General features: G+C 60.1%; 20 protein-coding genes. 7 read left to right on the plus strand and 13 right to left on the minus strand.

Translation table 11 applies throughout. From position 1 onward, the window contains the following. Positions 1-148: 148 nt before the first annotated feature. From cybH to betC, 9 genes are all read right to left on the minus strand, one after another. Complete coding sequence (gene cybH / locus N4A58_RS11740; protein ID WP_072709504.1) at positions 149-925, minus strand: Ni/Fe-hydrogenase, b-type cytochrome subunit; 777 nt, start codon at positions 923-925, stop codon at positions 149-151. Positions 926-928: 3 nt separating this feature from the next. Continuing rightward, on the minus strand, positions 929-1,105 hold the full coding sequence (locus N4A58_RS11745; protein ID WP_293709836.1) for a DUF6732 family protein: 177 nt from the start codon (positions 1,103-1,105) through the stop codon (positions 929-931). A 15-nt stretch (positions 1,106-1,120) separates the two neighbouring features. Then, on the minus strand, positions 1,121-2,911 hold the full coding sequence (locus N4A58_RS11750) for a nickel-dependent hydrogenase large subunit (protein WP_072709506.1): 1,791 nt from the start codon (positions 2,909-2,911) through the stop codon (positions 1,121-1,123). 3 nt (positions 2,912-2,914) lie between these two features. Continuing rightward, complete coding sequence (locus N4A58_RS11755; protein ID WP_293709839.1) at positions 2,915-4,000, minus strand: hydrogenase small subunit; 1,086 nt, start codon at positions 3,998-4,000, stop codon at positions 2,915-2,917. A gap of 216 nt (positions 4,001-4,216) precedes the next feature. Then, positions 4,217-6,469: a carbamoyltransferase HypF gene (gene hypF / locus N4A58_RS11760; protein ID WP_293709841.1), complete on the minus strand. Its 2,253-nt coding sequence runs from the start codon at positions 6,467-6,469 to the stop codon at positions 4,217-4,219. After that, a complete protein-coding gene (locus tag N4A58_RS11765; RefSeq protein ID WP_293709843.1) occupies positions 6,469-7,893 on the minus strand; it encodes a nickel-dependent hydrogenase large subunit in 1,425 nt (474 codons plus the stop codon). The genes hypF and N4A58_RS11765 overlap by 1 nt, the downstream gene beginning before the upstream one ends. Beyond that, a complete protein-coding gene (locus tag N4A58_RS11770) occupies positions 7,890-8,882 on the minus strand; it encodes a HupU protein (protein WP_293709845.1) in 993 nt (330 codons plus the stop codon). The genes N4A58_RS11765 and N4A58_RS11770 overlap by 4 nt, the downstream gene beginning before the upstream one ends. Continuing rightward, the gene (locus N4A58_RS11775) at positions 8,879-10,207 is read right to left on the minus strand and encodes an ATP-binding protein (protein ID WP_293709847.1); all 1,329 of its coding nucleotides are present in this window, start codon (positions 10,205-10,207) and stop codon (positions 8,879-8,881) included. The genes N4A58_RS11770 and N4A58_RS11775 overlap by 4 nt, the downstream gene beginning before the upstream one ends. Positions 10,208-10,315: 108 nt before the next feature. Continuing rightward, positions 10,316-11,839, minus strand: a complete 1,524-nt coding sequence (gene betC, locus N4A58_RS11780; RefSeq protein ID WP_293709849.1) for a choline-sulfatase — start codon at positions 11,837-11,839, stop codon at positions 10,316-10,318. Between the two features lie 205 nt (positions 11,840-12,044). On the opposite strand from betC, the gene choX reads away from it, so the two are divergent. The 3 genes from choX to choV all read left to right on the plus strand — a co-directional run bounded on the left by choX (position 12,045) and on the right by choV (position 14,905). Continuing rightward, positions 12,045-12,959 (plus strand): choline ABC transporter substrate-binding protein, encoded by a 915-nt coding sequence (choX, locus tag N4A58_RS11785; RefSeq protein WP_072709520.1) that lies wholly within the window; start codon positions 12,045-12,047, stop codon positions 12,957-12,959. 78 nt (positions 12,960-13,037) lie between these two features. After that, positions 13,038-13,877 carry a choline ABC transporter permease subunit gene (choW, locus tag N4A58_RS11790; protein WP_072709522.1) on the plus strand — a complete coding sequence of 280 codons (840 nt, stop codon included), beginning with the start codon at positions 13,038-13,040 and terminating at the stop codon, positions 13,875-13,877. Continuing rightward, positions 13,874-14,905, plus strand: coding sequence for a choline ABC transporter ATP-binding protein (gene choV / locus N4A58_RS11795; protein ID WP_072709524.1), 1,032 nt, complete (start codon positions 13,874-13,876; stop codon positions 14,903-14,905). Before choW ends, choV begins: the two co-directional genes overlap by 4 nt. On the opposite strand, the gene N4A58_RS11800 is transcribed toward choV, so the two are convergent. Genes N4A58_RS11800 through N4A58_RS11815 form a run of 4 tightly spaced genes read right to left on the minus strand, consistent with a single transcriptional unit; the run spans position 14,902 to position 19,047 of the window. Continuing rightward, entirely contained in the window at positions 14,902-15,534 is a 633-nt protein-coding gene (locus N4A58_RS11800) for an ATP-binding cassette domain-containing protein (RefSeq protein WP_293709852.1), read from the minus strand. The genes choV and N4A58_RS11800 overlap by 4 nt on opposite strands. After that, positions 15,531-17,243: an ABC transporter permease gene (locus tag N4A58_RS11805; RefSeq protein ID WP_293709854.1), complete on the minus strand. Its 1,713-nt coding sequence runs from the start codon at positions 17,241-17,243 to the stop codon at positions 15,531-15,533. The genes N4A58_RS11800 and N4A58_RS11805 overlap by 4 nt, the downstream gene beginning before the upstream one ends. Next, positions 17,216-18,415 carry an ABC transporter substrate-binding protein gene (locus N4A58_RS11810; protein WP_293709856.1) on the minus strand — a complete coding sequence of 400 codons (1,200 nt, stop codon included), beginning with the start codon at positions 18,413-18,415 and terminating at the stop codon, positions 17,216-17,218. Before N4A58_RS11810 ends, N4A58_RS11805 begins: the two co-directional genes overlap by 28 nt. Next, positions 18,415-19,047, minus strand: coding sequence for a CDP-alcohol phosphatidyltransferase family protein (locus tag N4A58_RS11815; protein ID WP_293709858.1), 633 nt, complete (start codon positions 19,045-19,047; stop codon positions 18,415-18,417). The genes N4A58_RS11810 and N4A58_RS11815 overlap by 1 nt, the downstream gene beginning before the upstream one ends. 264 nt (positions 19,048-19,311) lie before the next feature. Here N4A58_RS11815 and N4A58_RS11820 point away from each other — a divergent pair, with 264 nt between their 5' ends. The 4 genes from N4A58_RS11820 (at position 19,312) to N4A58_RS11835 (ending at position 24,880) form a co-directional block, all read left to right on the plus strand. Continuing rightward, positions 19,312-21,711: a mechanosensitive ion channel domain-containing protein gene (locus N4A58_RS11820; RefSeq protein WP_293709860.1), complete on the plus strand. Its 2,400-nt coding sequence runs from the start codon at positions 19,312-19,314 to the stop codon at positions 21,709-21,711. 135 nt (positions 21,712-21,846) lie between these two features. Then, positions 21,847-22,812 carry a GAF domain-containing protein gene (locus N4A58_RS11825; protein WP_293709862.1) on the plus strand — a complete coding sequence of 322 codons (966 nt, stop codon included), beginning with the start codon at positions 21,847-21,849 and terminating at the stop codon, positions 22,810-22,812. Between the two features lie 126 nt (positions 22,813-22,938). Continuing rightward, positions 22,939-24,462 (plus strand): aldehyde dehydrogenase, encoded by a 1,524-nt coding sequence (gene adh / locus N4A58_RS11830; RefSeq protein ID WP_072709535.1) that lies wholly within the window; start codon positions 22,939-22,941, stop codon positions 24,460-24,462. Between the two features lie 76 nt (positions 24,463-24,538). Beyond that, a complete protein-coding gene (locus N4A58_RS11835) occupies positions 24,539-24,880 on the plus strand; it encodes a DUF779 domain-containing protein (RefSeq protein WP_293709865.1) in 342 nt (113 codons plus the stop codon). Positions 24,881-24,918 lie beyond the last annotated feature (38 nt).

The following is a 24,918-nucleotide window of genomic DNA, read 5'->3' on the forward strand; positions in this document are numbered from 1 at the left end:
GTGTTAGCTGGATTTCAGGATCTTAGCTGCTTGACGGGGTGGTAAGTAAGTAACCACTAATTGAGTATTTTGGAACATTGCTGTCATGCAGAAAGGCGGACCCGAAGATCCGCCTTTCCGATTCCTATCCAAAGTGACAACGCCGTGATCAATCGGGGCGGTCATCCTTGAACGTCCGATGACCCGAGATCATGGTCGAGACCATGGACTGGCGGCTCATGATGTCTTCGCGGATCGCCACGTAGATGTGGATGATCACAAAGATCACGATGAACCACATGCCGATGTGGTGCAGGCTGTGCAGCACTTGGGTGTTCCCAACCAGCGCGATCAGCCAGCCCATGACCAGATCGGGCAGACTGCCCTGACCTGCGCCCTCGGCATACAGCGCCCAACCGGTTGCCAGCATGAAGACAGTCCCCAGCGTGATAAAGAAGAACATGGCGACCTGCGCCAGCGGGTTGTGACCCACGTACTTCTTGGGCTCTTTTTCCATGAATAGGTACCAGCGGATTTCGAACATGATTTCCGCCCACCAATGCTTGTTCCAGAACGGGACATAGAACAGCTGTTTTGCATGGTGGTTGCCCGTGATCGCCACGTAGATGCGGGCAAAGAAGCCCACAGTCATCAGCTGACCCGCCGCAAAGTGTGCAAAGCGGATGTAGCCCATGACGAACTGGTAAGTCGCCTCGGCAAAGGTCATGGTCGGCAGCGGGCTGGCGATGAACCAGCCAGTGATGCACAGAACCACGATGCACAGAGCATTACCCCAGTGCCACAGGCGGACAGGCCATTCGTAGACAAAGACAGAGGTCCGACGACGGATACTATCGATGTCCTCGGCCGTGGCGTCGCCGGTCAGCTGGGCTGTCGGCAACGGGTTCACGTCCATATTCGGTCGGTGAATTGTATCCTCGGGCATGGCTCACTCCTTCCGGCGTGCTGTGCGGAGGGTGTACAGGACACCCGCCACAGCAATGAGACCAAGACCGTGCATGGGCGACAGGACCCAGTGCGATGCGCCCGAAAGGGCGGCATCGTGACCGGTATGTGCCTGAGCCGCTGTTGCGCCGAACAGAAGAGCAAGTTTGAAATATTTCATGGTTTGATCCTCTGATTAGCGCACTTTGACAGTGGTCAGTTCGTCACCATCGGGCGACATCACGTGGGTCGAGCAAGCGAGGCACGGGTCGAAGCTGTGCAGGGTGCGCAGGATTTCGACGGGCTCGTCGGGACGCTCCATCGGGGTGTTCATCAGCGACGCTTCGAACGCACCGATGTTGCCTTTGCTGTCGCGGGGCGAGCCGTTCCAAGTGGTGGGAACCACGCACTGGTAGTTCTCGATCCGGCCGTTCTCGATCTTGACCCAGTGACCCAAGGCACCGCGCGGCGCTTCGGTCATGCCAACACCCTTCGCCTCTTTGGGCCAGGTCTTGGGGTCCCACTTCTCGACGTTCGCGGTGCTCTCGTCGCCGTTCTTGATGTTCTGGACCAGCTTGTCGAAGAAGTGCTTCTGCAGGCGGCCACAGTACTCGGATTCCAGCGCGCGCGCCGCAGTCCGGCCAAGGGTCGAGAACAGGGCGTCCACGGGCAGATCCATGGTGCGCAGCAGGCCGTCGACCTGGTTTTTGATGTCCTCGTGACCTTTGGCGTAGCCGACGATGTAGCGAGCCAGTGGGCCAACTTCCATCGCATTGCCGCGCCAACGGGGGGCCTTGATCCAGCTGTATTTGCCAGCTTCGTCCAGCTCTTTGATGTTGGTCTTGGTGCCTTTGGCATTCGGACCCAGCTCGAACTTGGGCTCGGTGCGGCCATCCCACGGGTGCAGACCCATGCCGGGCTCGCCATAGTCGTACCAGCTGTGATCCACGAACTCCTGAACCTGCTCGGGGTCGCGCGGATCAACGTCGTGAACTTCGTTCATGTTGCCGTTGATGATCGCGCCGCGGGGCAGGTGCAGCTGCTCGGGAGAGAAGTCGTTGGGGTTCTCGGGGATGTCACCGTAGGCAAGGCAGGCCTTGGACGACAGACCACCACCATAGAGCCAGCTCTTGTAGAAGCCGCCAATGGCGATCACGTCGGGCAGGTAAACGTTGCGGTTGAACTCGTTACACTTGTCGATGATCGACGAAACGAGGTTCAGGCGCTCCATGTTGATCGCGCCGACAGCACCGGTGCTGTGGACGTTGATCGGGCAGGGGACGCCGCCAACCAGCCAGTTCGGGTGAGGGTTCTTGCCGCCAAAGATGGTGTGAACCTTGACGATCTCTTTCTGCAGATCCAGCGCTTCGAGATAGTGCGTGGTCGCCATCAGGTCTGCCTCGGGGGGCAGTTTATAGGCGGGGTTGTCCCAGTAGCCGTTCTTGAACAGACCCAGCTGGCCCGATTCAACGAACTTCTTCAGGCGGTTCTGCACGTCGCGGAAGTACCCGGGCGAGGACAGCGGGTGGCTGGGGCTGACAGCCTGCTGCAGCTCGCTGGTCGCTTTGGGGTCAGCGCGCAGAGCGTTGACAGGGTTCACCCAGTCCAGCGCATGCAGGTGGTAGAAGTGCACGACGTGGTCGTGAATTTCCAGGTTCAGCTGCATGATGTTGCGGATCGAGTTCGCGTTGTCGGGGATGGTGACCCCCAGCGCGTCTTCTACCGCACGAACCGAGGTTAGCGCGTGGGTGCCGGTGCAGACGCCGCAGATGCGCTCGGTAAAGGCCCAAGCGTCACGGGGGTCACGACCCTTCAGGATCACTTCCAGACCGCGCCACATGGTGCCGGTGCTGACTGCGTTACGGATCACACCGTTCTCGTCCACGTTCACTTCGCAGCGCATGTGGCCTTCGATACGGGTCACGGGGTCGACGACAATGCGGCGGCCGGTGTTGTCGAGGTCAAAGCCGTTCGGAGTTGCGACCATGGCTTACGCCTCCTCTTTGTCTTGAGTTTTCTTTTGGGCAGCCTTCAGCGCGCTGATCGCGGCGTGGGCGGCGACACCTGCGCCGACGACACCGGCAGCGGTCAGGCCGACCTTGTCTGCGTTCGCTTCGATGCCGAACTGGGTCAGGTCGGTGACGCGGTCATAGAAGCTGCCCTGATCCCAGAAGCCGTCTTCCGAACAACCGATACAGCCGTGACCCGATTGGATTGGGAAGCTGACGCCTTCGTTCCAGCGGATGGTGGAGCATGCGTTGTAGGTGGTCGGGCCTTTGCAGCCCATCTTGTACAGGCAATAGCCCTTGCGCGCGTGCTCGTCGTCCCATGTCTCGACAAACTGGCCGGCGTCGAAGTGCGGACGACGGTAGCATTTGTCGTGGATGCGCTGGCTGTAGAACATCGCGGGGCGGCCCTGACGGTCCAGCTCGGGCAAACGGTCAAAGGTCAGCATGTAGGTGATCACACCGGTCATGACCTCGGCGATGGGTGGGCAGCCCGGAACCTTGATGATCGGCTTGTCGGTGATGACCTTGTGAACCGGTGTCGCTTGGGTCGGGTTCGGTTTCGCCGCTTGCACACAGCCATAGGATGCACAGGCACCCCAGCTGATGATCGCCTTGGCGTCTTTGGCAGCATAGCGCAGCTTTTCGACAAAGGGCTTGCCGCCGGTGATGCAGAACATGCCATCTTCGTTCAAGGGCGGGTTGCCCTCAACGGCAAGGATGTAGTTGCCCTTGTACTTCTCGATGGTATCTTCCAGCGCAGCTTCCGCCGCGTGACCTGCCGCCGCCATCAGCGTGTCATCGTAGTCGAGCGAAATCATCGACAGAACCACATCCTTGGCCAGCGGGTGCGCGGCGCGGATGAAGGATTCCGAACAACAGGTACACTCCAGACCGTGAACCCAGATCACCGGCGTACGCGGCTTGGTTTCCATGGCGTGGGCGATTTTGGGTACAAAGCTTGGGCTCAGGCCCAGGGCCGCCGCAGTCAGAGAGCAATACTTCATAAAGCTCCGCCGCGTGATCCCTTGACGCCGCATGACGTCGTAGAAGGTTTCGATCTGGCTCAAAACTGGTCCTCCCCTAACTGGATCGATTCCGTCGGGATGCAATTGCATACATTCCGTTAGTCTGAATGTCGGACAGGTGACGATTTCGATCAAAGCGAATGGGTGCACCGGCGGCACACATTTAAAACGCTGTCAGATCAGGGGCTTGCTGTAACTATTGGGCTTGGTGCTGCGGTTGCATTCGGATGGAATGCTGCCAGCTTTCCACCCTGTTGGTTACATACTTTCCGGCGTAGCTGTTGCGCGGGCTGCTGCAACCAGCGCTTGCCCCAAGGCCAGCCCGCCGTCATTGGCCGGAGTCTTGGTGTGGATCAGCACTGGTGTGTCGCCAAGCGCGCGAAGGGTCAGATCAAGCAGCAGCGCGTTCTGAAAGCACCCGCCAGATAGGGCAACGGCCTTGGCCTGACCATCCTTGACCAGTGCCGCAGCCGCAGTGGCAAACGTCTGCGCCAGTCCGGCATGAAAGCGCCATGCGATCGTCTGGATGCTGGTTTGAGTGCCTAGGTCTGCGCGGATGGCTTTGAACATCTGGCTCGCGTCAAAGCCGTTGGGGGTTTCGGGCATTTGGTAGGCGTGGTGCGGGTCAGGCGACGGGGCCTTCAGTGCGAGCGCTTCTAGGGTCATCGCGGCCTCGCCTTCATAACTCTGGCCCGCCGAACAGATACCTAGGCATGCGGCCACTGCATCGAAGAGCCGCCCTGCGCTGGTGGACATCGGCGCATTCAGCCCGCGCGCAGCCGCCATTCGCAGCATGTCTCGGGGCGCATCTGGAAATAGCGCATCCGCCCAATCAGAAAGCCCTGCCTGATCCAGTCGCGCCAAAGCATTCCGCCAAGGCTCTGCTTGCGCCCTATCTCCACCGACCAGCGGCGCGGGTGACAAATGCGCAGCCCGCTCGAAACCAAGATAATCCCCCAGCAAGATTTCCCCGCCCCAGACGGTCCCGTCCGGCCCAAGCCCGAGCCCATCCAGTATGATCCCCGCGACCTTGCCCTCATCCAGAGGCCACAGGTTTTCGCCCATGCACGTTGCGATGTGGGCGTGGTGATGCTGCACTTCCTGCAGGATTAATCCCTCGGCCTCGGCCCGCGCGGTTCCGTGTCGAGAGGCGCGGAAATCGGGGTGCAGGTCCACCGCCACGACCTGTGGCTTGTGATCAAATAGCGCTGCATAATCGCGGTCGGCCTGCTGGAATGCCTCCCATGTCAGAGCCTCATCCAGTTCTCCTAGATGGTGACCCAATAGGGCCTGCCCGTTTTTGATCAGGCAAAGCGCTGCTTTCATCTGCCCGCCATAGGCCACAACCTGCGGCGCATCCTCGAACCCTTTGGGCAGGGGCAAAGTCCCCGGTACGCGCCCTCGCGCCCGCCTTAAAACCATGGGGCCGTGCAGGGTGATCCGCTCGACGCTATCATCCAACCGCCGCGCAATATCGCGGTCATGCATCAGGAACGCATCGGCAAAGGGCGCCAGTTTCTCGCGTGCTTCATCATTGCCGATGACCTGCGGCTCGCCCGACAGGTTCCCGCTGGTCATCACCAGAGGCCCGCCAAAGGCCTCGATCAGCAGGTGATGCAGAGGGGTATAGGGCAGCATCCAGCCGTATGTGTTTTGGTTCGGGGCGACGCCCTCGGGAAGGGTGCCGTTGCTGGACAGCAGCACGATCGGCGCGGATGGATCTGACAAGAGGGCGACCTCTGCCTCTGTCGGGGATGCATGCTGGCGGATCATCGCGAGCGTCCCCATCAGAGCAAAGGGTTTCGCGGGCCGGTGCTTGCGCCGACGCAGGTTTGCGATGGCACCTGCGTTCCGTGCATCGCAAGCCAGATGGAAGCCGCTAAGCCCCTTGATGGCCAAAATTTCCCCGTGCCGCAGGCGCGCTGCGGCCTCGGCTATTGGGTCCTCGTGTGCGGGTTCGATCCACAGGCGCGGTCCGCAAACGGGGCAGGCGATGGGCTGCGCGTGAAACCGTCTGTCCGCAGGGTCGGCGTATTCCGAGGCACAGTCCGGGCACATCGGGAACTCTGCCATGGTGGTCTGCGCACGGTCGTAGGGTAACGCCCGCAGGATTGTGTAGCGGGGCCCGCAATGGGTACAGTTGGCAAAAGCATACCCATAGCGACGATCTGTCGGTGTTTGGGTTTCTGCCAGACACTCCGCGCATGTCGCGGCATCTGGTGTCACACGGGTTTCGGCCCCGGTGCCGCTTGACGCAATGATGCGAAAATCTGCGGGCGATTTGCCCGTGATTTCTGATACCTCGATCGCATCAATGCGGGACAAAGGTGGCGCTTTACTGTGGATCAGATCGGGCAAGGAAGCCACGGGTCCATAGGCTTCGATTAGCACGCCTTCGGGATCGTTCAGCACATGGCCCGTGACGCCCAAATCCTGCGCTAAAGTCCAGACAAAGGGTCGAAAGCCGACTCCTTGGACCTGACCACGCACCCTGATGCGCAGACCTTGCATCAGTGAACCGTACAGACCATGCAGGGGTCAAAACTGCGGACGATGTGCTGGACCGAAAGCGGGGTATCTTCGCCCTCGGCGACTGGTGCGCCCACCAAGGCGGCCTCGACCGGACCGGCGGTGCCTGCGCTGTCACGGGGGCTGAAATTCCACGTGGTCGGCGCGATGATCTGGTAGTTGCTGATCGCGCCATCCTCGACGCTGATCCAATGCCCCAAGGCCCCCCGCGCGGCCTCGACCACACCGACGCCGGTGCCGTCTGCAGGCAGTGCGACCTGATCCATGAACCGCTCTTCGGGTTGGATGCTGCGCAGCAAGCGTTCCATCTCGATCTGTGTCAGCGCCAGTTCCAGCAGGCGCCCGACGACCCGCGCCCGTACACCGCTCTCTGCCGCCAGCGCCCGTGCCAAAGGGTGCCCAACGATGATCTGCCGCGCCAGTGCGCCGGTCTCAAATGTCCGACCGGCGAGGCGCGGCGCCTTGCACCAACTGTAGGCCTCTTCACGCATCATCTCGTCGGGGATCGTTTCGCCCTGCGTCGGGTGCGCTGGATCTCCAAGCATCCATGCGTGGCTGATGTCTTCTTGGATCGCGCTGAAGTCCACGGGCGCTTCGGTGCCATTGTCCCACGTGCCGGCACCGAAGACGCGGCCGTCGGGCAGGGGGTAGGCGCCAAAGCTCATGTAGCGCCCTGACCCTTGGCCCATCTTTGCCGTGCCGGATGCATCTGCAACGCGCAGGAACAGGGCGGCGTCTCCACCGTTCCACGCTTCCAGCGCCTCAATGCTGTCCAAAGCTGCGAAATCCTCTAGCTTGCCGCCAAAGGTTTCGGCCTCCAGATACCGTCGGAACGCCTGCAAGGTCGCGCCGATACGGATTAGGTCCCGTGCGGTGGGCGTGCGGGTGACCCCACCCGGCTGGATCGCCAGAGTGTGCGGCCACTTTCCTCCGAGCATTCCAACAACGTGCAGCAGGTCTGCGCGGGCCTCGATCGCGCGGCGTAGGGCACTGCCTTGGCCCGCCGTGAATCTCTCCAATACCTGCCCGTGCCAGTCTGTACTCGCATATACTGCGCGAGCGTAATCCGGCATGAAGAACAGGTTGAAATGCGCCATGTGGTCCGAGACATTCTCGATCATATGAAGCAGGGCCGCGACCTTCGCCCCCTCAGGCGCGGGCTGGACGCCTGCCAGATCGGCCAGCGCTGCCGCAGCCGCCATAGACTGGCTGATCGAACAAATCCCGCAGATGCGTGGTGTAATTGTCAGGGCGTCCAAGGGACCTTTGCCCACCATCATCCGTTCAAACCCACGAAACAGGGGCGAATTGGCATAGGCTGCTGACACCTGACCGTCCTGCACCTCAAGCCGGATTTCCAGATCCCCTTCGACACGGTTAAAGGGTCCAACAAGCAGGGTCGTCATGGTTTGGGCTTTCGCAGAGTTGGCGGCACGGTCACGCGGTCGGACACCGCGTTTTCCGCCAGTCGTTTCGGGGTCGCGGCCTTGGACAGGCTGGCGAGGGCCATGAACCACGCTTTCGGCATGTCGGTGGGCAGTCCCACGGGGATGCCCGCGAATTTCGGGGTCTCGGTAAAGCCGTGACCGGGTTCCTCGAACTCGGGCGCGGTGCAGTTGATGCAGGGGTAGCCTGCCCGTGTGCAGCTGTTCGCGCCGTTCCAGCCTCGGGTGTTACAGTCGCCGACGGCTTGGGTGCCGACGCAGCCAAGATGCTCCATCATACAGCCCATTTCACAAAGGTGTTCGGCGCTGGCTTTGTATTCGTAGAACTCATTCTTGGTGCAGGCATGGTGGACCAAAGTGTCCGCATAAAAGCGAGGACGGGCGAGGCCGTCGAGCGCGTTTTCGGTCAGGGCACCGGCCTTGATCAGCATCAGGGTTTCGGTGACCCAGTCAGGGTGGGTTGGGCAGCCCGCCACGTTCACGACCGGCAGGCCAGACTTGCTGCGCCACGTCGCGGGAAAGATCCCGCCCGCGTGCCCGCCGTCGTACTGCAAGCCCACTGCGTCGGTCAGGTTTTCGCCTGCCGAGCTCATCCCGCCATAGGCCGCGCACGTGCCCACGGCGACCACGTGGCTGGCGATGCCAGCCAGATCGCGGACCCACTCCAGCATCGGGCGGCCCGTGCCGGCTAGCATGTGGTAACGGCCTGTGCCGTTGGGGCCGCGCAGGATGGAGCCTTCGACACACAGGATGTCCAGCTGCTGCTCCCCCGCCAGAATCGCGTCCAGCATCCGGCGTACTTCGGCCCCTGTGGCCTCGGACAAGGACGGGTGCCACAGCAGGTCCAGACCCGCCCCTTCGAGCAGGTCCAGCACATTGGGGTCCTCGGCGCAGAGCAGGGACATGGTGCAGCCGCCGCAGCCCGCAGATTGGAGCCATAGGATATTCATGTCTGATCTCCCCGATTCAGGGTCAGCCGGAAACGTGTGCCGCTGTCGGTCGGAACCAATTCCAACGCACCCCCGTGTTCATCAGCGATCTTGTGACTGATCGACAGCCCGAGGCCGGTACCTTGGCCGACCTCTTTGGTCGTGAAGAAGGGGTCGAAAATTTTGGCCTTGGCGCTGTCGGGAATGCCGGGGCCGTTGTCAGTCACCTCGATAATCGCGCGGGTGTCCTCGTAGCGGGTGGCGATGTCCAGCGTGGCATCGGGTTGTCCTGACATGGCGTCGACAGCGTTCTGGATCAAGTTCATCAAGACTTGTTGGATGTGACCGCCGCGGGCGTGGGCGATGCATGGCTCGGCGCCGCTAAAGGTGATTTTGACATGGCTCTTGCTGCCGCGCTCGACCCAGTCGGCGGAAATACGGGCGGTCTGGACAAGATCCGTGGGGCGCAATTCACCCGACCCTTCGGCGGATAGGCGGCGCAGGTCTTCGACGATGTTCTTGACCCGCTCCGCCCCGTCGCGGGCGCCGTTGATGGCGGTGCGCAGATTGCGAAGGTCGCGGTCCAGCTTCAGGTTGGCGCGCAGGGTCACCAATTCATCCCGAGAGGCCCCCGATTGCACGCGGTCAAAATAGGTCTCGAACCGGTTGATGTATTTCTCCAGCGCGTGGGTGTTCGCGTAGACAAAACTGATCGGGTTGTTCAACTCGTGCGCCACACCGGCCAAGAGGCGGCCCAAGGAGGCCAGTTTTTCATTGCGGACCAGCTGGGTCTGAGCCTGCTTCAGTTCCTCGTGGCTGGTTTCCAGCTCTGAGTAGGCGCGGCGTAGTTCGCCCAAGGGACGGCCCGTCAGGATCACGCCTGCTCTTTTGCGTCCTGCCCGCAGACGGGGCGATACGCGGAATTCCACAGGCTCTGGCCCGATGGTGGTGGAGAGCTCAGCCTCGGCCGTTTTTTCGGCCCGCTGCGCCATGGTGCGCGAAATCGCAGTCATGAGATCGGCGCTGCTGGTCCCCGACAGAAAGCCTGCAATCGGTTGGCCGACCAACTTTTCCACGGGCAGGCCCACTGCCTTGCAGAACGACCGGCTGGCGTCTGCGATGCAATCGGCGGTGTCGGTCACCACCAGATAATCACTGATCGAATGCATGATCGACGACAGAAATGTCCGCAACGCCTCTAACTCAGCATTCCGCGTTTCCAGTTGTTCCTGGTAGTCGACCAGTTCTGCATAGGTCCGATCTACAGCCTGCATCACGTCCACCCAAGCCGCGTCACCGATATCGGCGCGCAAGGTGTCTGGCGATGGAAACTGGTCCGGAGACATGGCTGACCTTTGTGAAACGAAAAGACCCCGCGGGGAATGCCGCAGGGTCCAACAGATTGAAACCAAAGGTCAAGGGCCAGCGGCTTGCCACCGCTGGCAGATCGCTTGTCACTCGCCGCGGGGGAAGCGCTTGTTTTCCTCTAGGACGTTCAGATCCATGTGGTTGCGCATGTAGCGTTCGGAGGCCTTTTGCAGGGGCTGGTAGTCCCAAGGGTAGTATTCACCGTTCCGCAGAGATTCGTAGACCACCCAGCGGCGCGCCTGACTGAAACGTACATCCGCATCAAAGCGCTCCAAATCCCAGCGGCGATCGGCTTCGGCTTGGAACTCAGCCAGAACGTCCGCGTATTCGGGATCGCCAGCGACGTTGGTCAGTTCGTGCGGGTCCTTTTCCAGATCAAACAGTTGCTCGGGGTCCAGAGTGCAGCGCGTGAACTTGTATTTGCCCTGACGCAGGCAGACCATGGGAGCGTACGAAGCCTCTGCCGCGTACTCCATCGCGACAGGGGTTTCTCGGGTTTTGCCCTGACCATAGGGCACCAGCGACTCGCCGGTGGTCCACGGCATGACCTCTTCCATGCTGACGCCAGCCAGATCACAAACGGTCGGGCAGATGTCGATGTTCGACGCGGGCTCGGTGACCAAACCGGGCTCCATCTGTGGGGCAGCGATCATGATCGGCACGCGGGACGAGCCCTCGTAGAACGACATTTTAAACCAGAGGCCGCGCTCGCCAAGCATATCGCCGTGGTCTGACACGAACAGGATGATGGTGTTCTCGGTCTGGCGGGTGCCGTCCAATGCCTCGAGAATGCCGCCGATCTTGTCGTCGAGGTACGAGATGTTGGCGAAGTAAGCGCGGCGCGAGCGCTTGATGTCGTCTTCGGTGATGTCAAAGCTGCGCCAGTCATTCGCGTCGAAGATGCGCTTGGAGTGGTTGTCCTGCTCTTCGTAGGGGATTGCGCCGACTTCGGGCAGCAGGTGCTCGCAATCCTCGTACAGATCCCAGTATTTCTTGCGTGCAACATAGGGGTCGTGCGGGTGGGTAAAGCTGACGGTCAGACACCATGGACGGTCGTCCAGACCGCGGCCCAGATCATAGATCTTGCGGGTGGCGTTGTAGGCGACCTCGTCATCATACTCCATCTGGTTGCTGATCTCAGCCACGCCCGCGCCGGTGACGCTGCCCATATTGTGGTACCACCAGTCGATCCGCTCGCCGGGTTTGCGGTAGTCCGGGGTCCAGCCAAAATCGGCGGGATAGATGTCGGTGGTCAGGCGTTCTTCTAGGCCGTGCATCTGGTCAGGGCCGACAAAGTGCATTTTACCTGACAGACATGTCTGATACCCCGCACGGCGCAAATGGTGCGCGTATGTCGGGATTGACGATGTGAATTCTGCGGCGTTGTCGTAGACACCCGTATCACTGGGCAACTGCCCGGACATAAAGGAGGCGCGGCCAGGTGCGCACAACGGAGAGGCCGTATAAGAATTCCGGAAACGCGTGGACCGCGCGGCCAGCTTTTTCAGGTTGGGCGCGTGCAGAAAGTCTGCCGGTCCATCCGGAAAGAGCGTGCCATTGAGCTGGTCTACCATCAAAATCAGGATGTTCGGCCGTTTCGTTTCGGTCATCTCTCGGTGTCCTCCTCGTGTTGCAAGTGCGATCTTGCAAAATGGGAATGAACTCCAAACCCCTCGCAAACCGCATAAAAACTGGTCCAATGCGCCACAAAACCCTGTCAATTCGGGTTTTTCGTTGACTCTCTCACCGAGACCAGATTTTTATTGACCAGTCAATCAACAAAACCACACTCAAACAAATCAGGGAAAAATACAGATGAAATTCAAGGCAACCATCTCTGCTCTGGCCGTCATCGCCGCTTCGCCCGCATTCGCGGATTGCTCGGAAGTGACCTTCTCGGACGTGGGCTGGACAGACATCACCACCACCACCGCAACCGCGACTCACATCCTCGAAGGTCTGGGCTACGACGTAGACACCAAGGTTCTGTCGGTTCCCGTGACCTTTGCCTCGCTCGAAAGCGACGACGTTGACGTGTTCCTCGGCAACTGGATCCCCGCGCAATCCGGCGCCATCCAGCCCTACCTCGACAAAGGCGAGATCGAGCAGCTGGTCGTGAACCTCGAAGGGACCAAGTACACTCTGGCCGTTCCCGCCTACACTTGGGAGCGTGGCCTGCAGTCCTATGGTGACATCGCGAAATTCGAAGAGTCGCTGGACGGCAAAATCTATGGCATCGAGCCCGGCAACGAAGGCAACGACTACCTGATCGGGCTGACCGAGAATGACACCCATGGTCTGGGTGAGTTCGAAGTCGTCGAAAGCTCGGAGCAGGGCATGTTGGCGATGGTCGAGCGTAACTACAAAGACCAAGAAGATGTTGTCTTTCTGGGCTGGGAACCCCACCCCATGAACGCAAACTTCGAACTGAAGTACCTGCCCGGCGGTGAAGACTTCTTTGGCGGTGAAGGTGTAGTCTATACCACCACTCGTACCGGTTACGCAGACGAGTGCCCGAACGTTGGTCAGCTGCTCAAGAACATGAAGTTCAGCCTCGCCATGGAAAACGAAGTCATGGGCAAAATCCTGAACGACGGCGAAGAAGCAGATGATGCGACCGAAACCTGGCTGAAAGCAAACTTCGCAGAAATCGAACCTTGGTTCGAAGGCGTGACCACCATCGACGGTGGCGACGCGGTTGCCGCTGTCAAAGCGCACCTCGGTCTCTAATCACCGACCTATCGGGGCCCGGATCAATGTCGGGCCCCTTTCTCAAGGTTGTCCCTCCGAACAGAGAACGAGTGATAGATGCTAGATTGGTTAACCGATAACAAAATTCCGGTAGGCGAAGGCGCCGAGGTCGTGTTCGACTTCCTGCGCGACAACGCCGAATTCTTTTTCGAAGGCCTGTCCGATGCGATGGACTGGCTGATCAATGCCATCCTGTGGCTGCTTCAGACCCCGCATCCGCTGGTGGTGATCGCGGTCTTTGTCGCTCTGACATGGGTCCTGCAGCGCAACTGGAAAATCTGTGCGTTTGTCTTCGCTGGCTTCCTGTTCATCCTGAATCAGGACTATTGGGAGGAAACCACCGAAAGCATCACGCTGGTGATGTCCGCCTGTGTGGTCTGTATGGCCGTTGGCGTGCCCATCGGGATTTTCGCCGCCCACAAGCCCAAGGTTTACACATATTTGCGTCCGGTGCTCGACCTGATGCAGACCCTTCCGACCTTTGTTTACCTGATCCCCGCGATCGTCTTTTTCGGCATCGGCATGGTGCCGGGCCTGATTGCGACCGTGATCTTCGTGCTGCCTGCGCCGATCCGACTGACTTATCTGGGTGTCTCCTCGACCCCGCAGCAGCTGCTTGAAGCGGCGCGCGCGTTCGGTGCAACGCCCAATCAGGTCCTGTACAAGGTCGAACTTCCCTATGCCCTTCCGCAGATCATGGCGGGCCTGAACCAGACAATCATGCTGTCGCTGTCGATGGTTGTGGTCGCTGCGCTGGTTGGTGCGGATGGCCTTGGCGTGCCCGTGGTGCGTGCGCTGAATCAGGTGAACACCAAGCTCGGCTTTGAGTCTGGCTTTGTCATCGTGGTTGTCGCCATCATGCTGGATCGGATGCTGAGTAAAGGGGAGAAGAAATGAGTACGGCTGTTAAATTCGACAACGTCTCCATCGTCTTTGGCGACAAACCCCAAAGCGCGCTGCCCCTGATGGACAAGGGCGCCGACCGCGGCACCGTCCAACAGGAATGCGGTCAGGTCTTGGGCGTCCATAATTGTTCGCTGGAGGTTGGGACCGGTGAAATTCTGGTGCTTATGGGGCTGTCTGGCTCAGGCAAATCGACCCTGCTGCGTGCTGTGAATGCCCTGAACCCTGTCGTGCGCGGCTCGGTTCTGGTCAATGACGGCAACCAGATGGTGGACATCACCCATGCGGACAAAACCAACCTGCGCCGGATGCGTCTGAGCCAGATCGCCATGGTCTTTCAGCAGTTCGGTCTGCTGCCCTGGCGGACCGTGCGCGAGAACGTGCAGCTGGGTCTGGAACTTGGCGGTATGGACAAGGCGGAGCGCGACTCCAAGGTTGAAACTCAACTCGACCTCGTGGGTCTGTCCCAGTGGGCCGACCGGAAGGTCGGTGAGCTGTCCGGCGGCATGCAGCAGCGTGTGGGTCTGGCCCGCGCGTTCGTGACCGACGCGCCGATCCTCTTGATGGACGAACCCTTCAGTGCGCTTGACCCGCTGATCCGCGCCAAACTTCAGGACGAACTTCTGGAGCTTCAGCAGAAGCTGAACCGCACCATCATCTTCGTGAGCCACGATCTGGACGAAGCGTTCAAGATCGGCAATCGGATCGCGATTATGGAAGGTGGGCGGATTGTCCAGTGCGGCACCCCACAAGAGATCTTCTCGAAGCCTGCAGACGACTATGTGACCGAGTTTGTGGCGCACATGAACCCGCTGGGTGTTTTGCGCGCGGGCGATATCATGTCGCCCGCGACCTCTCTGGCGACCGATCAGGTGGATGCAGGGATGCCGGTGGGCGACGTGATGCAGCGCATCATGGGCACCGAAACTCCGCTCGCTGTGATCAAGGACGGCCAGATCATCGGTCAGATCACCAAGGATGACATCCTGCGCAATCTGGTGGACCCGCGCAGCGCGGCCTAACCGATTTTCAAGATGGGCCCGTCCGCGGCCTCTGCATCGGCGGGGTCGTGGGTCACCATCACCACAGGTAAATTCAAAGTGCGGGCGCGGGTAAACACCAGCGCCCGTATTTGTTCACGCAAGGCCGGATCCAGACCACTGAACGCCTCGTCCAGTAGCAGCGCCTCTGGCGCACTCAGCAGCATCCGCATCAGGGCGACCCGTGCCTTTTGTCCGCCGGACAAGGTCGCCGGATCGCGCTCGAAGAAGCCCTCTAGTCCCACATCCGCCAGCGCGGTTTCGATTTTCGCTCGGCGCTCGGCGCGGGTACCGCCTTTGGCCAATCCGAAGGCCATATTTTGACCGACGCTCAAATGGGGAAATAGCAGGTCGTCCTGAAATAGAATGCCGACGCGCCGCGCTTCGGTCGGTAGGTTTGTGATATCGCGACCGTTCAGAATCACGCGTCCTTGGAGATGAAACGCAGGAGCCAGCGTGCCCGTCAGTGCAGCCAGCAGCGTAGATTTGCCCGCACCAGAGGGACCCATGACAGACAGCACAGCGCCCGAAGGTACATCAGTGTCGATTGCAAGCAACTCAGTCTCGCCGCGGGTAATGCGCAGGGATTTCAGGGTCAGTCCGGTGGTCATCGGGTCTCCGGTATCAAGGCACGGCGGTTGCGGTGGACCAGTCTGGGCAGTCCAAGCGCGATTGCAAAGGGGATGAGCGCGGCGAGAGTTTGAGCCACGGCGTAAACCCCGATGGCACGGCGGTTCCCACCGGAACTCAGCGCGACGGCTTCGGTCGTGATCGTAGCCACGCGCCCCCCGCCAGCGAGAAGGGTGGGCAGGTATTGCCCGACGGACACCGCGCACCCGACTGCTGCGGCCGTCAGAAGGGGGGCCAGCAACATTGGCAAACGCACACGAAACAGAACGCCATCGGGGCTGGACCCAAGCGCACTGGCTACGGTGCCATATCGACGATCCCACGCACGCCAAGGATCGGACAACGACAAGAAGACATAGGGCAGCACAAAGACCAGATGGGACAGAACCACCACCCAGCGCCCCGACGTGAGACCTGATTGCAGGAGCAGCACCTGCAGCCCCGGCAAGAACGCGATTTGCGGGATTAGTAGCGGCAGGTACAGCAGGGCCATCGCGCGCCCTGTAGGGCGCAGGTTGTGTCGAGTCTCGGCCTCTAGGCTGCCAATACATAGGATCAGGGCGATGCTAGTGCTGGCCAGTGCGATCAGGGCGGTCTCGATCAGCGGATCTGTCAGTTGCGGCGCAAACCGTTGCCAACTGCGCAAGGTCATTTGGTCGGGCAGCACATCGGGATAGCGCCATTGCCCCGCGAAGGACCAGATCATTAGTCCAGCCAGCCCCAGCAACACCCCCAGCGATGAAAGCGTCCCAAGAATGCGAGCGAGTGGACGCAGGCGATCAAGCCCAATGCTCCGATTTCCGCCCATGACCCATGCCTTGCCCGACGCTGCGATGATTTGCTCTGACACCCACCACAGGGCCATGACGCCCACGACGAGTGCTAATTGGACCAAGGCTCCGGCCGCGCCTTGCAGACGGTAGGCCAGATCAGGATCAGACATCCATCGCAGGATTTGAACGGACAGAGTGCTCGGCCGCGTCGGCCCAAGGATGAGCGCCACGTCTACCACTGTCATCGAATAAGCCAGCACCACATAGACTGGCAGTCGGATTTGGGCGTAGACCGCTGGAAAGACCGTTTTTAGCCAAGCGCCAGAGGCACTGTGCCCCAGCGCCCGTGCAATCAGGATCGACTGGTCGGCCCTTGTTTGCCCCAGCGCGGCAAGGCTCATGAGCAGCAGAAAGGGCGCCTCTTTGATAGCAAGGCCTAGGGTCAGTGTTAGGCCCCAAGGATCGTTCAGGATCAGCAGGTCCGGCGGTTGGTCCCATCCGGTCGCCCAAGGGCTAAAGAGCCGCACCACCCATCCTGACGGTGCAATCAGAAATGCCAGACCAAAAGCTGCGGCCGCGTGGGGCACCGACAGCAGTGGCGAGAGCAAACGGCGAAGCCAATCCAGCGCGGGTCTGCCATGCAGTTGGGACAGGATCAGCACGACCAAGGACAGCGCGAGCAGGGTTGCAGAAACGCCTGTGGTCACGCTCAGCAGCGCAGAGGGCCCGAGGCCGGGCCAAGCGAGCAGTGCATCAATCGCCTCAGTAGGGTCGGCACCGGTGATCTGGACCAGACCCAAGAGGGGGGCAATCACACCCCATAGCCCCGCCCCGACCGGCAGCACCAAGGCGGCCAGCGTCAGGCGGGGAACCCATGTCAGGCTTGGCGTCACTGGACCCCGTAGCGGGCGGTCCACTCGGTCTCGAGCATCTCCATCCAGCTGGGGTGGGGTTCAGGTAGGGCCGTGCCCAGTTCAGCCGGCGTCAACGTCGCAATGCCCAAATCGATCGCATCAAAGGCCGCTTTCTGATCGTCAGACAGTTTATCCATGTCCAGAACCGTGCCGTAACCCAGGTTCAACGGGTCCAAACCATGGGCCTGCGCTTCGGGCGACAGAATGAAGTTCGCGACAACCATCGCCCCTGCCGCCGCATTCGCATTGTAGGGAATGGCCAGATAGCTGGCGTTGCCCAAGGTGCCCTTGTCCAGAACAAACGTCCGCACGGTGTCAGGCAGCTCGAAGTTCGAGATCGCGGTCGAGGCTTCGCCCGGGCTGAAGCTGATCGCCAGATCAATCTCGTCGTCATTGAGCAGTTGGATCTGCTGAGGGCCGCTTTGCGGATAGGTCTCGCCTTCGCGCCACAGGTTCGGAGTCAGTTCTTCGAGGAAATCCCAAACGGGGGCCGACACTTTGGCAAAGGTCTCGGGCGTGGCTGGTTCCATCAGCGGGGCAGGGTCCTCGACCAAGTCCAGCAGCGCCTGCTTGAGGAAGGTCGCGCCTAGGAAATCCGGCGGTTGGGGGTAGGTGAAGCGACCGGGATGGGCCTGTGCCCATTCCAGGATGGCGTCCATCGACGGCAGGGGCGTGTCGATATCGGCGGTGTCATACATAAAGACGACCTGAGCCATGGCCCATGGGCTCTCATAGCCTTCGGTCGGGATGGTGAAGTCGGTCTGGACAGTCTTGCCCTCGGTATCCACGTACTGCCAATTTGGCAGGTCTTCGGCAAAGGGGCCAAAGAGCAGGTCCTGACGTTTCATCGAGGCGAAGTTTTCACCGTTAATCCAGATGATGTCGATTGCGCCGCCTTCGTTTGTGCCAGCCTGCTGTTCGGCCAGAACACGGGCCACGGCATCAGCAGTATCGGTGAGTTTCACGTGCTTGAGAATGACGCCATGCTCTTCGGCCACGCGGTCCCCGACCCATGCGATAAAGTCATTGGTGGTTGTCGAGCCGCCCCATGCGTTCCAGTACACGGTTTGCCCGCGCGCCTCTTCGAGGACGGCATCCCAATCAGTGGGATCGGGTTGGGCAAAAGCCGTTGTGGCCAGCAGGGACGCGGCACAGGCCGCAGTCAGGCGTTTCATCAAATCTTTTCCTCCTCTTGGACGGGGGACCCGAACACTTGGCGGGCCAACAGAATGCGCGACACGGCGGTGACAAAGCACAGCGCGCCAAAGACATAGGACGCGGGGGCAAACAGCACAGGCCATAGGCAGATCAGGATAAAAAAGCCGATGGTTTCTGCGCCTTCTAGGATGCCGCCGGTAAAATACAGAGATTTGGAACCACGGGCGGACGTGTGCATCCGGTGCTTTTCGGCAAGGATGGCATAGCCCAGAAAACTTGCCCCATTGAAGTAGAAGCTGGTCAGCAAGAAGGCCCCAGCCAGCGCGTTCGAAGTGGGGTCTAGGATAACGAACCCCAGAGGAATTGCGCCGTAGAATAGAAAGTCACAGGTGATATCCAGATAGCCGCCAAAGTCGGTCTTCCGCGTTGCGCGGGCGATGGCACCATCCAGCCCGTCGGCCAATCGGCTCGCCAGCATCAGTGCCAGTCCCCAGCCCACGTGCCCTGTGGCGATTGTCCCAGCCGCACCAAGGCCTAAGGCCAATCCGACCAGCGTAACCGCGTTCGCGCTAAGGCCAGCCCGCGCCATCTGGGCTCCCAAGCGGTTCAAAGTGGGGTCGATCAAGGGACGTAGGGCGGCATCAAACATGGAACAGACAGTGCTGCGTCAAATCGGTGATGTCACCCGAATTATGGCATTTTTTCAGCCAACCGACAGGATCGTGATGGCGTGATTGAGCGCTTGGCTAATGAAATTTTTGCTCAAAAGGTTAAGCGATAGGGAACCTTTCATGTGCTGCGGGGCTTTTGTCCCAAAGCATAGCCGTATTCGGCCCATCTTGCTGTGCGCGTTTCTCTGTAGCACTCAGGGCCGAACCAACTGTAATTAATGACCGAGAAGAACTTCCGAAAAATGATCCGCCCCCTTTCGACCCTGTCAAAGCTGATGCTGGCCTGTGTCGTGGCACTGATGTTGATGTGGTCCGGCGCTTTGCTGGCGCAGGACAGCGGTGCAGCGATGTCCTCTGACACTTCCGCATCTGACACATCTTCTAGTCAGAGTGCTGAAACCGATAAACTTATCGATGTCCTCCAGAACGATTCCACACGAGAGAGGCTGATCGAAGCCCTTCGGGAGATCGACAACTCGGACTCGTCTTCGGATTCCGAGGGCTCTTCTGATCAAAGCGAAACAACCATTGCTGATGAGGCCGCGCAAACGGTCGATGACATCACGCAAGCAGACGACGTGTCACTTGGCCGCCAAATCGCGACCTTTACCAAAGGGTTGGCCGAGGACCTGACAGCGCAGAGTGCGCAAATCTGGCGTCAGATCACCTTTTCGGTGTCGACGCTGACGTCGCTCGACTCTGATGATGCTTCGGACCTTCTGGCAACGTTCAAGGACTTGGCACTGGTGATCGTCTCGACCATCGCGGTGTTCATTGTGCTGCGCAGCTTTGCAACGAGCTATTACAAGCGTCTGGGGACCAAGGCTTCTGACAGTCTCTTCCTGCGTTCTGTCGGTTTGTTCTTTCTGTCCGGCGCGATCGACGTCCTGATCGTTTTGATTTCGTGGCTCACGGGCTATGCGCTCGCGCTCATGGTCTTTGGTGAATTCGGCGAGATCGGCATCCGTCAGACACTGTATCTGAACGCCTTCCTTGTGGTCGAGCTGATCAAAGTCGTCGTGCGCCTGATCTTCTCTCCCGCAACGTCAAGCTTGCGGATGTTCCCGCTGAATGACGATACCGCCGGTTACGTGTCGCGCCGGTTGAACCTGCTGATCGGTCTACTGGGCTATGGCCAGCTGCTGGTCGTGCCCGTCGTGAACAATGATCTGTCCTATATGACAGGCCGTGCAGTGACGCTAATCCTCGCGCTGCTGGTTCTGGGCATTATCATCGCGACCGTTCTGCGTAACCGCACCAATGTGGCCAGCTATCTGCTGGGGCGCGACGAAGAAGACGCTCCCAAAGGGGCAGCGCGCGTTTTGGCGCGCAACTGGCACTGGCCGGTGCTGCTGTATTTGGCAGGCGTGTTCGTGATCGTCATGACCCGCTCCACCACCGTTGTGTTCCAAACGTTTGTGAATACGGCCCAAGTCGCGCTGGTTGTCCTGATCGGCATGATGGCTTCTGGCTGGCTGACCCACTTTGTGCGCCATGGCGTGCGCTTGCCCGCCTCGTGGAAAGAGCGTCTGCCGCTGCTGGAATCGCGCTTGAACAAGTTCGTGCCCAAAGTGCTGGCTGGCTTGCGCGTTGTGCTATTCCTGTTCGTTGTCGTCTTTGCGCTGAACGCGTTGGGTGTGTTTGACCTTGGTGCAGCATTGGCGTCGAACTTCGGGGCAAATCTGTCGGCCAAGACCATTAGCGTGATCCTGATCCTTGCAGTGTCCTGCCTGATCTGGCTGTCGCTGACCTCTTGGGTGGATTATCGTCTAAACCCCGACTGGGGCTCCGCCCCAAGTTCGCGCGAGACCACGCTGCTGAGCCTGCTGCGCAATGCGGCGACCATCGCGCTGATCATCATCACGCTGATGTTCGTGCTCTCGCAAATTGGCCTGGATATCGCGCCGCTGCTGGCTTCGGCTGGTGTGCTCGGTCTGGCCATTGGTTTTGGTGCGCAGAAGATGGTGCAGGACATCATCACCGGTATCTTCATTCAATTCGAGGGTGTGATTAACGTCGGCGACGTGATCACCCTGAATGGCACCACCGGTGTGGTCGAAAAGCTGACCATCCGATCGGTGTCGCTGCGGGATTATCAGGGCATCTACCACATGATTCCGTTCAGCAGTGTCGACATGGTGTCCAACTACATGATGGAATACGGCTACTTTGTTGCCGACATGGGCGTGGCCTATCGCGAGAGCGTGCCCGAGGTGAAAGAAGCCATGTTCGATGCCTTTAATGAGCTAAAAGAGGGTGAAAATGGCGCCAAGATCACTGGTGACTTTGAATGGTTTGGTCTGAACAGCTTTGGTGACAGTGCCATCGTTCTGCGTGGCCGGATTAAAACCCGTCCCGGCGATCAGTGGGGCATTGGCCGTGCCTATAACGAGATCATCAAGCGCATCTTCGATGAGCGCGGTATCGAGATCCCGTTCCCTTACCAGACCCTCACTTGGGCCGAGAACAAGGACGGCTCGTCCGTTCCGATGCGGGTCAAGAAAGAGAACGAAGCGATCGTTGAAGGCGAAGCCGACGACGTCTCGGATACTGCGGACGCTCGCAACAAGCCCAAGGAATTGGACTTGCCCGACCACACCGACGGCGAAGCGGGTGATGACGGAGAAGACGGCGGGCGGTAATCCGCTGCAGTAGGACCAATTGACGATGGCCCGCAAGGTTTCAGACCTTGCGGGCCATTTGTCGTTGCAGGACACTACGCGCGCACGCCTGCCGAGTGAGGACGAAGTGAGGCGCGCTGTATGAGGGAGGTACTCATGTCCGAGCTTCATAACCACGCAGACCGCGTGCTGTCCGTTGTCGAGTCCAGTTCTGCGGCAGCGTTGTCGCGTTTGGCCGCGTCTTGGCGGCGGTCCTTGGTGCGGCACGGCATCGATCCCGCGACAGGGCAGGGGCCTCAGCGTCTGACCCAACGCGAACTGAATGTGCTTGTGGAATCCAACGACAGCTTCCTGCGCAGCGCGACGCCGCGGGTGGACAACCTGTATGCGCTGGTGGGGCAGTCGGGCTGCGCGGTTCTGTTGACCGACGCGCGCGGAATCGTTTTGCAGCACCGTGTGAATGACGGCGACGCCGAGGTATTCTCGGACTGGGGCCTGTGGTCCGGTGGCAACTGGAGCGAAGAGGCTGAGGGCACCAATGGCATCGGCACCTGTCTGGCAGAGCGCCGCCGCGTGACGATCCACCGAGATGACCATTTTATCGCGCGGAACACAGGGCTCAGCTGTATGGACGCACCGATCTTCGGACCGAACGGGCAGCTATTGGGCGCGCTGGATGTCTCCTCAGCCCGCAGCGACCAGACCGAAGGCTTCAATCAACTGATCTCTGCGATGGTGGAACAAACAGCCCGCCAGATCGAGACAGACTTCTTCCGCGCAACTTTCCCCAAGGCGCGGATCATTGTTGCAGGGGATGACGCTCGCGAAGGTTCACTGCTCGCGGTGGATCAGGATGATTTGGTTGTTGGTGCCACACGTCTCGCCCGCGCCGCGTTAGATTTGCCGACCGAGGGCGAATTGCGTCCGATCCCCGCTGTGGACCTGCTCGGCCGCTCCGAAGAATCGCCCAAAGGATTCGAAGGGGCCGAGCGCGCAGCTGTCATGCGGGCCCTGTCGCGGGCGGATGGCAACGTCTCTGCGGCCGCCAAAGCGCTCGGAATCGGGCGGGCGACCATGTACCGCCGGATGAAGCGCCTCGGGATTTCCGAAAAGTCTCACTAACTGTCTCAGTCCTGAGACACTCCCCCGAAACATGAGACTTTGGTGGGGATGCGCAGGGCCAAAAGGGTGGGCATCGTCCTCTCAATCCCGGTCGGAGGATAGGCCGGGTCAACGAGGAGGAATATCATGAACGAGATGGCTCAGGCCGGTTCGGCCAACCGTGTGTCGCCCTTTAAAGAGCGTTATGACAACTTCATCGGCGGCAAGTTCGTTGCCCCCGCAGCAGGCCGTTACTTTGACAACGGCAGCCCCATCACTGGCGGCAAAATCTGTGAAATCGCCCGTTCGGACGCGACCGACGTCGAAGCGGCGCTGGACGCAGCGCACGCAGCCAAAGCGGCATGGGGTCACGCATCGACCACCGAGCGCGCAGCTGTTCTGCTGAAAATCGCAGACGTCATGGAAGAAAACATGGAGCTGCTGGCGACATGTGAAACTTGGGACAACGGCAAGCCGATCCGCGAAACCATGGCGGCTGACCTGCCGCTGGCGATCGACCACTTCCGCTACTTTGCTGGCGCTCTGCGCGCTCAGGAAGGCTCGATCTCGGAAATCGACGCAGACACCATCGCGTACCACTTCCACGAGCCTCTGGGTGTTGTTGGCCAGATCATTCCCTGGAACTTCCCCCTGCTGATGGCATGCTGGAAACTGGCACCTGCACTGGCAGGCGGCAACTGCATCGTTCTGAAGCCTGCAGAGCAGACCCCCGCAGCGATCATGGTTCTGTGTGAACTGCTGGCCGATGTCATCCCCGCAGGCGTTCTGAACGTCGTCAACGGCTTTGGTCTGGAAACCGGCAAGCCGCTGGCACAGTCCAAGCGCATCGCGAAGATCGCATTCACCGGCGAAACCTCGACCGGTCGCCTGATCATGCAGTACGCGTCGGAAAACCTGATCCCCGTAACTCTGGAGCTGGGTGGCAAGTCGCCGAACATCTTCTTCGAAGACGTTGCAGCACATGACGACGACTTCTTTGACAAGGCGATCGAAGGCTTTGTGATGTTCGCGCTGAACCAGGGCGAAGTTTGCACCTGCCCCAGCCGCGCACTGATCCAGGAATCGATCTACGAGAAGTTCATGGAGCGCGCTCTGAAGCGTGTTGAAGAAATCGTTCAGGGCGACCCGTTGGACCCCAACACCATGATCGGTGCGCAGGCGTCGCAAGAGCAGCTGGAAAAGATCCTGAGCTACATCCAGATCGGTCGCGATGAAGGTGCGGAAGTTCTGGCTGGCGGCGATCGCAACATTCTGGGTGGTGATCTCGAGAACGGCTACTACGTCAAGCCGACCGTGATGAAGGGCCACAACAAGATGCGCATCTTCCAGGAAGAGATATTTGGCCCCGTTGTGTCGGTCACGACCTTCAAGGACGCGGAAGAAGCTCTCGAGATCGCGAACGACACCCTCTACGGTCTGGGTGCAGGCGTCTGGTCGCGTGATGCGAACACCTGCTACCGCTTTGGCCGTGCCATCGAGGCAGGCCGTGTCTGGACCAACTGCTACCACGCGTACCCCGCACACGCGGCGTTCGGTGGCTACAAGCAGTCCGGTGTTGGCCGCGAGAACCACAAGATGATGCTGGAGCACTATCAGCAGACCAAGAACATGCTGGTCAGCTATAGCCCCAAGAAACTGGGCTTCTTCTAACTCCGGAACGCGTGGGGGGCTTTCGGTCCCCCACACCCCCCCGAGGGTATTTTCGCCAAGATGAAGGAGGCGGATCATGTCTGAAAAACTGGACAAGGTGTCTGCCACCCCTGAAGCGCTGGAATTCCTGTCCGAGATCGTTGCCGATCATGGGCCTGTGATGTTCCACCAGTCCGGAGGCTGCTGCGATGGCTCGGCCCCGATGTGTTACGCGCAAGGGGATTTCCGCATCGGTGAGCACGATGTTTTACTAGGAGAGATTGGCGGCATGCCATTCTACATTTCGGGTAGTCAGTACGAGGTGTGGAAGCACACGGATTTGATCATCGACGTGATCGACGGCCGTGGCGGGATGTTTAGCCTTGATAATGGGCGGGAGCGTCGTTTCCTCACGCGTTCCAAGCTCTGCGCCACCTGACTCCCCATTCCTATTCAAGTGGCGCTATCCGGCGCAGG

This window comes from Donghicola sp., from assembly GCF_025210255.1.
Lineage (GTDB): Bacteria > Pseudomonadota > Alphaproteobacteria > Rhodobacterales > Rhodobacteraceae > Donghicola > Donghicola eburneus.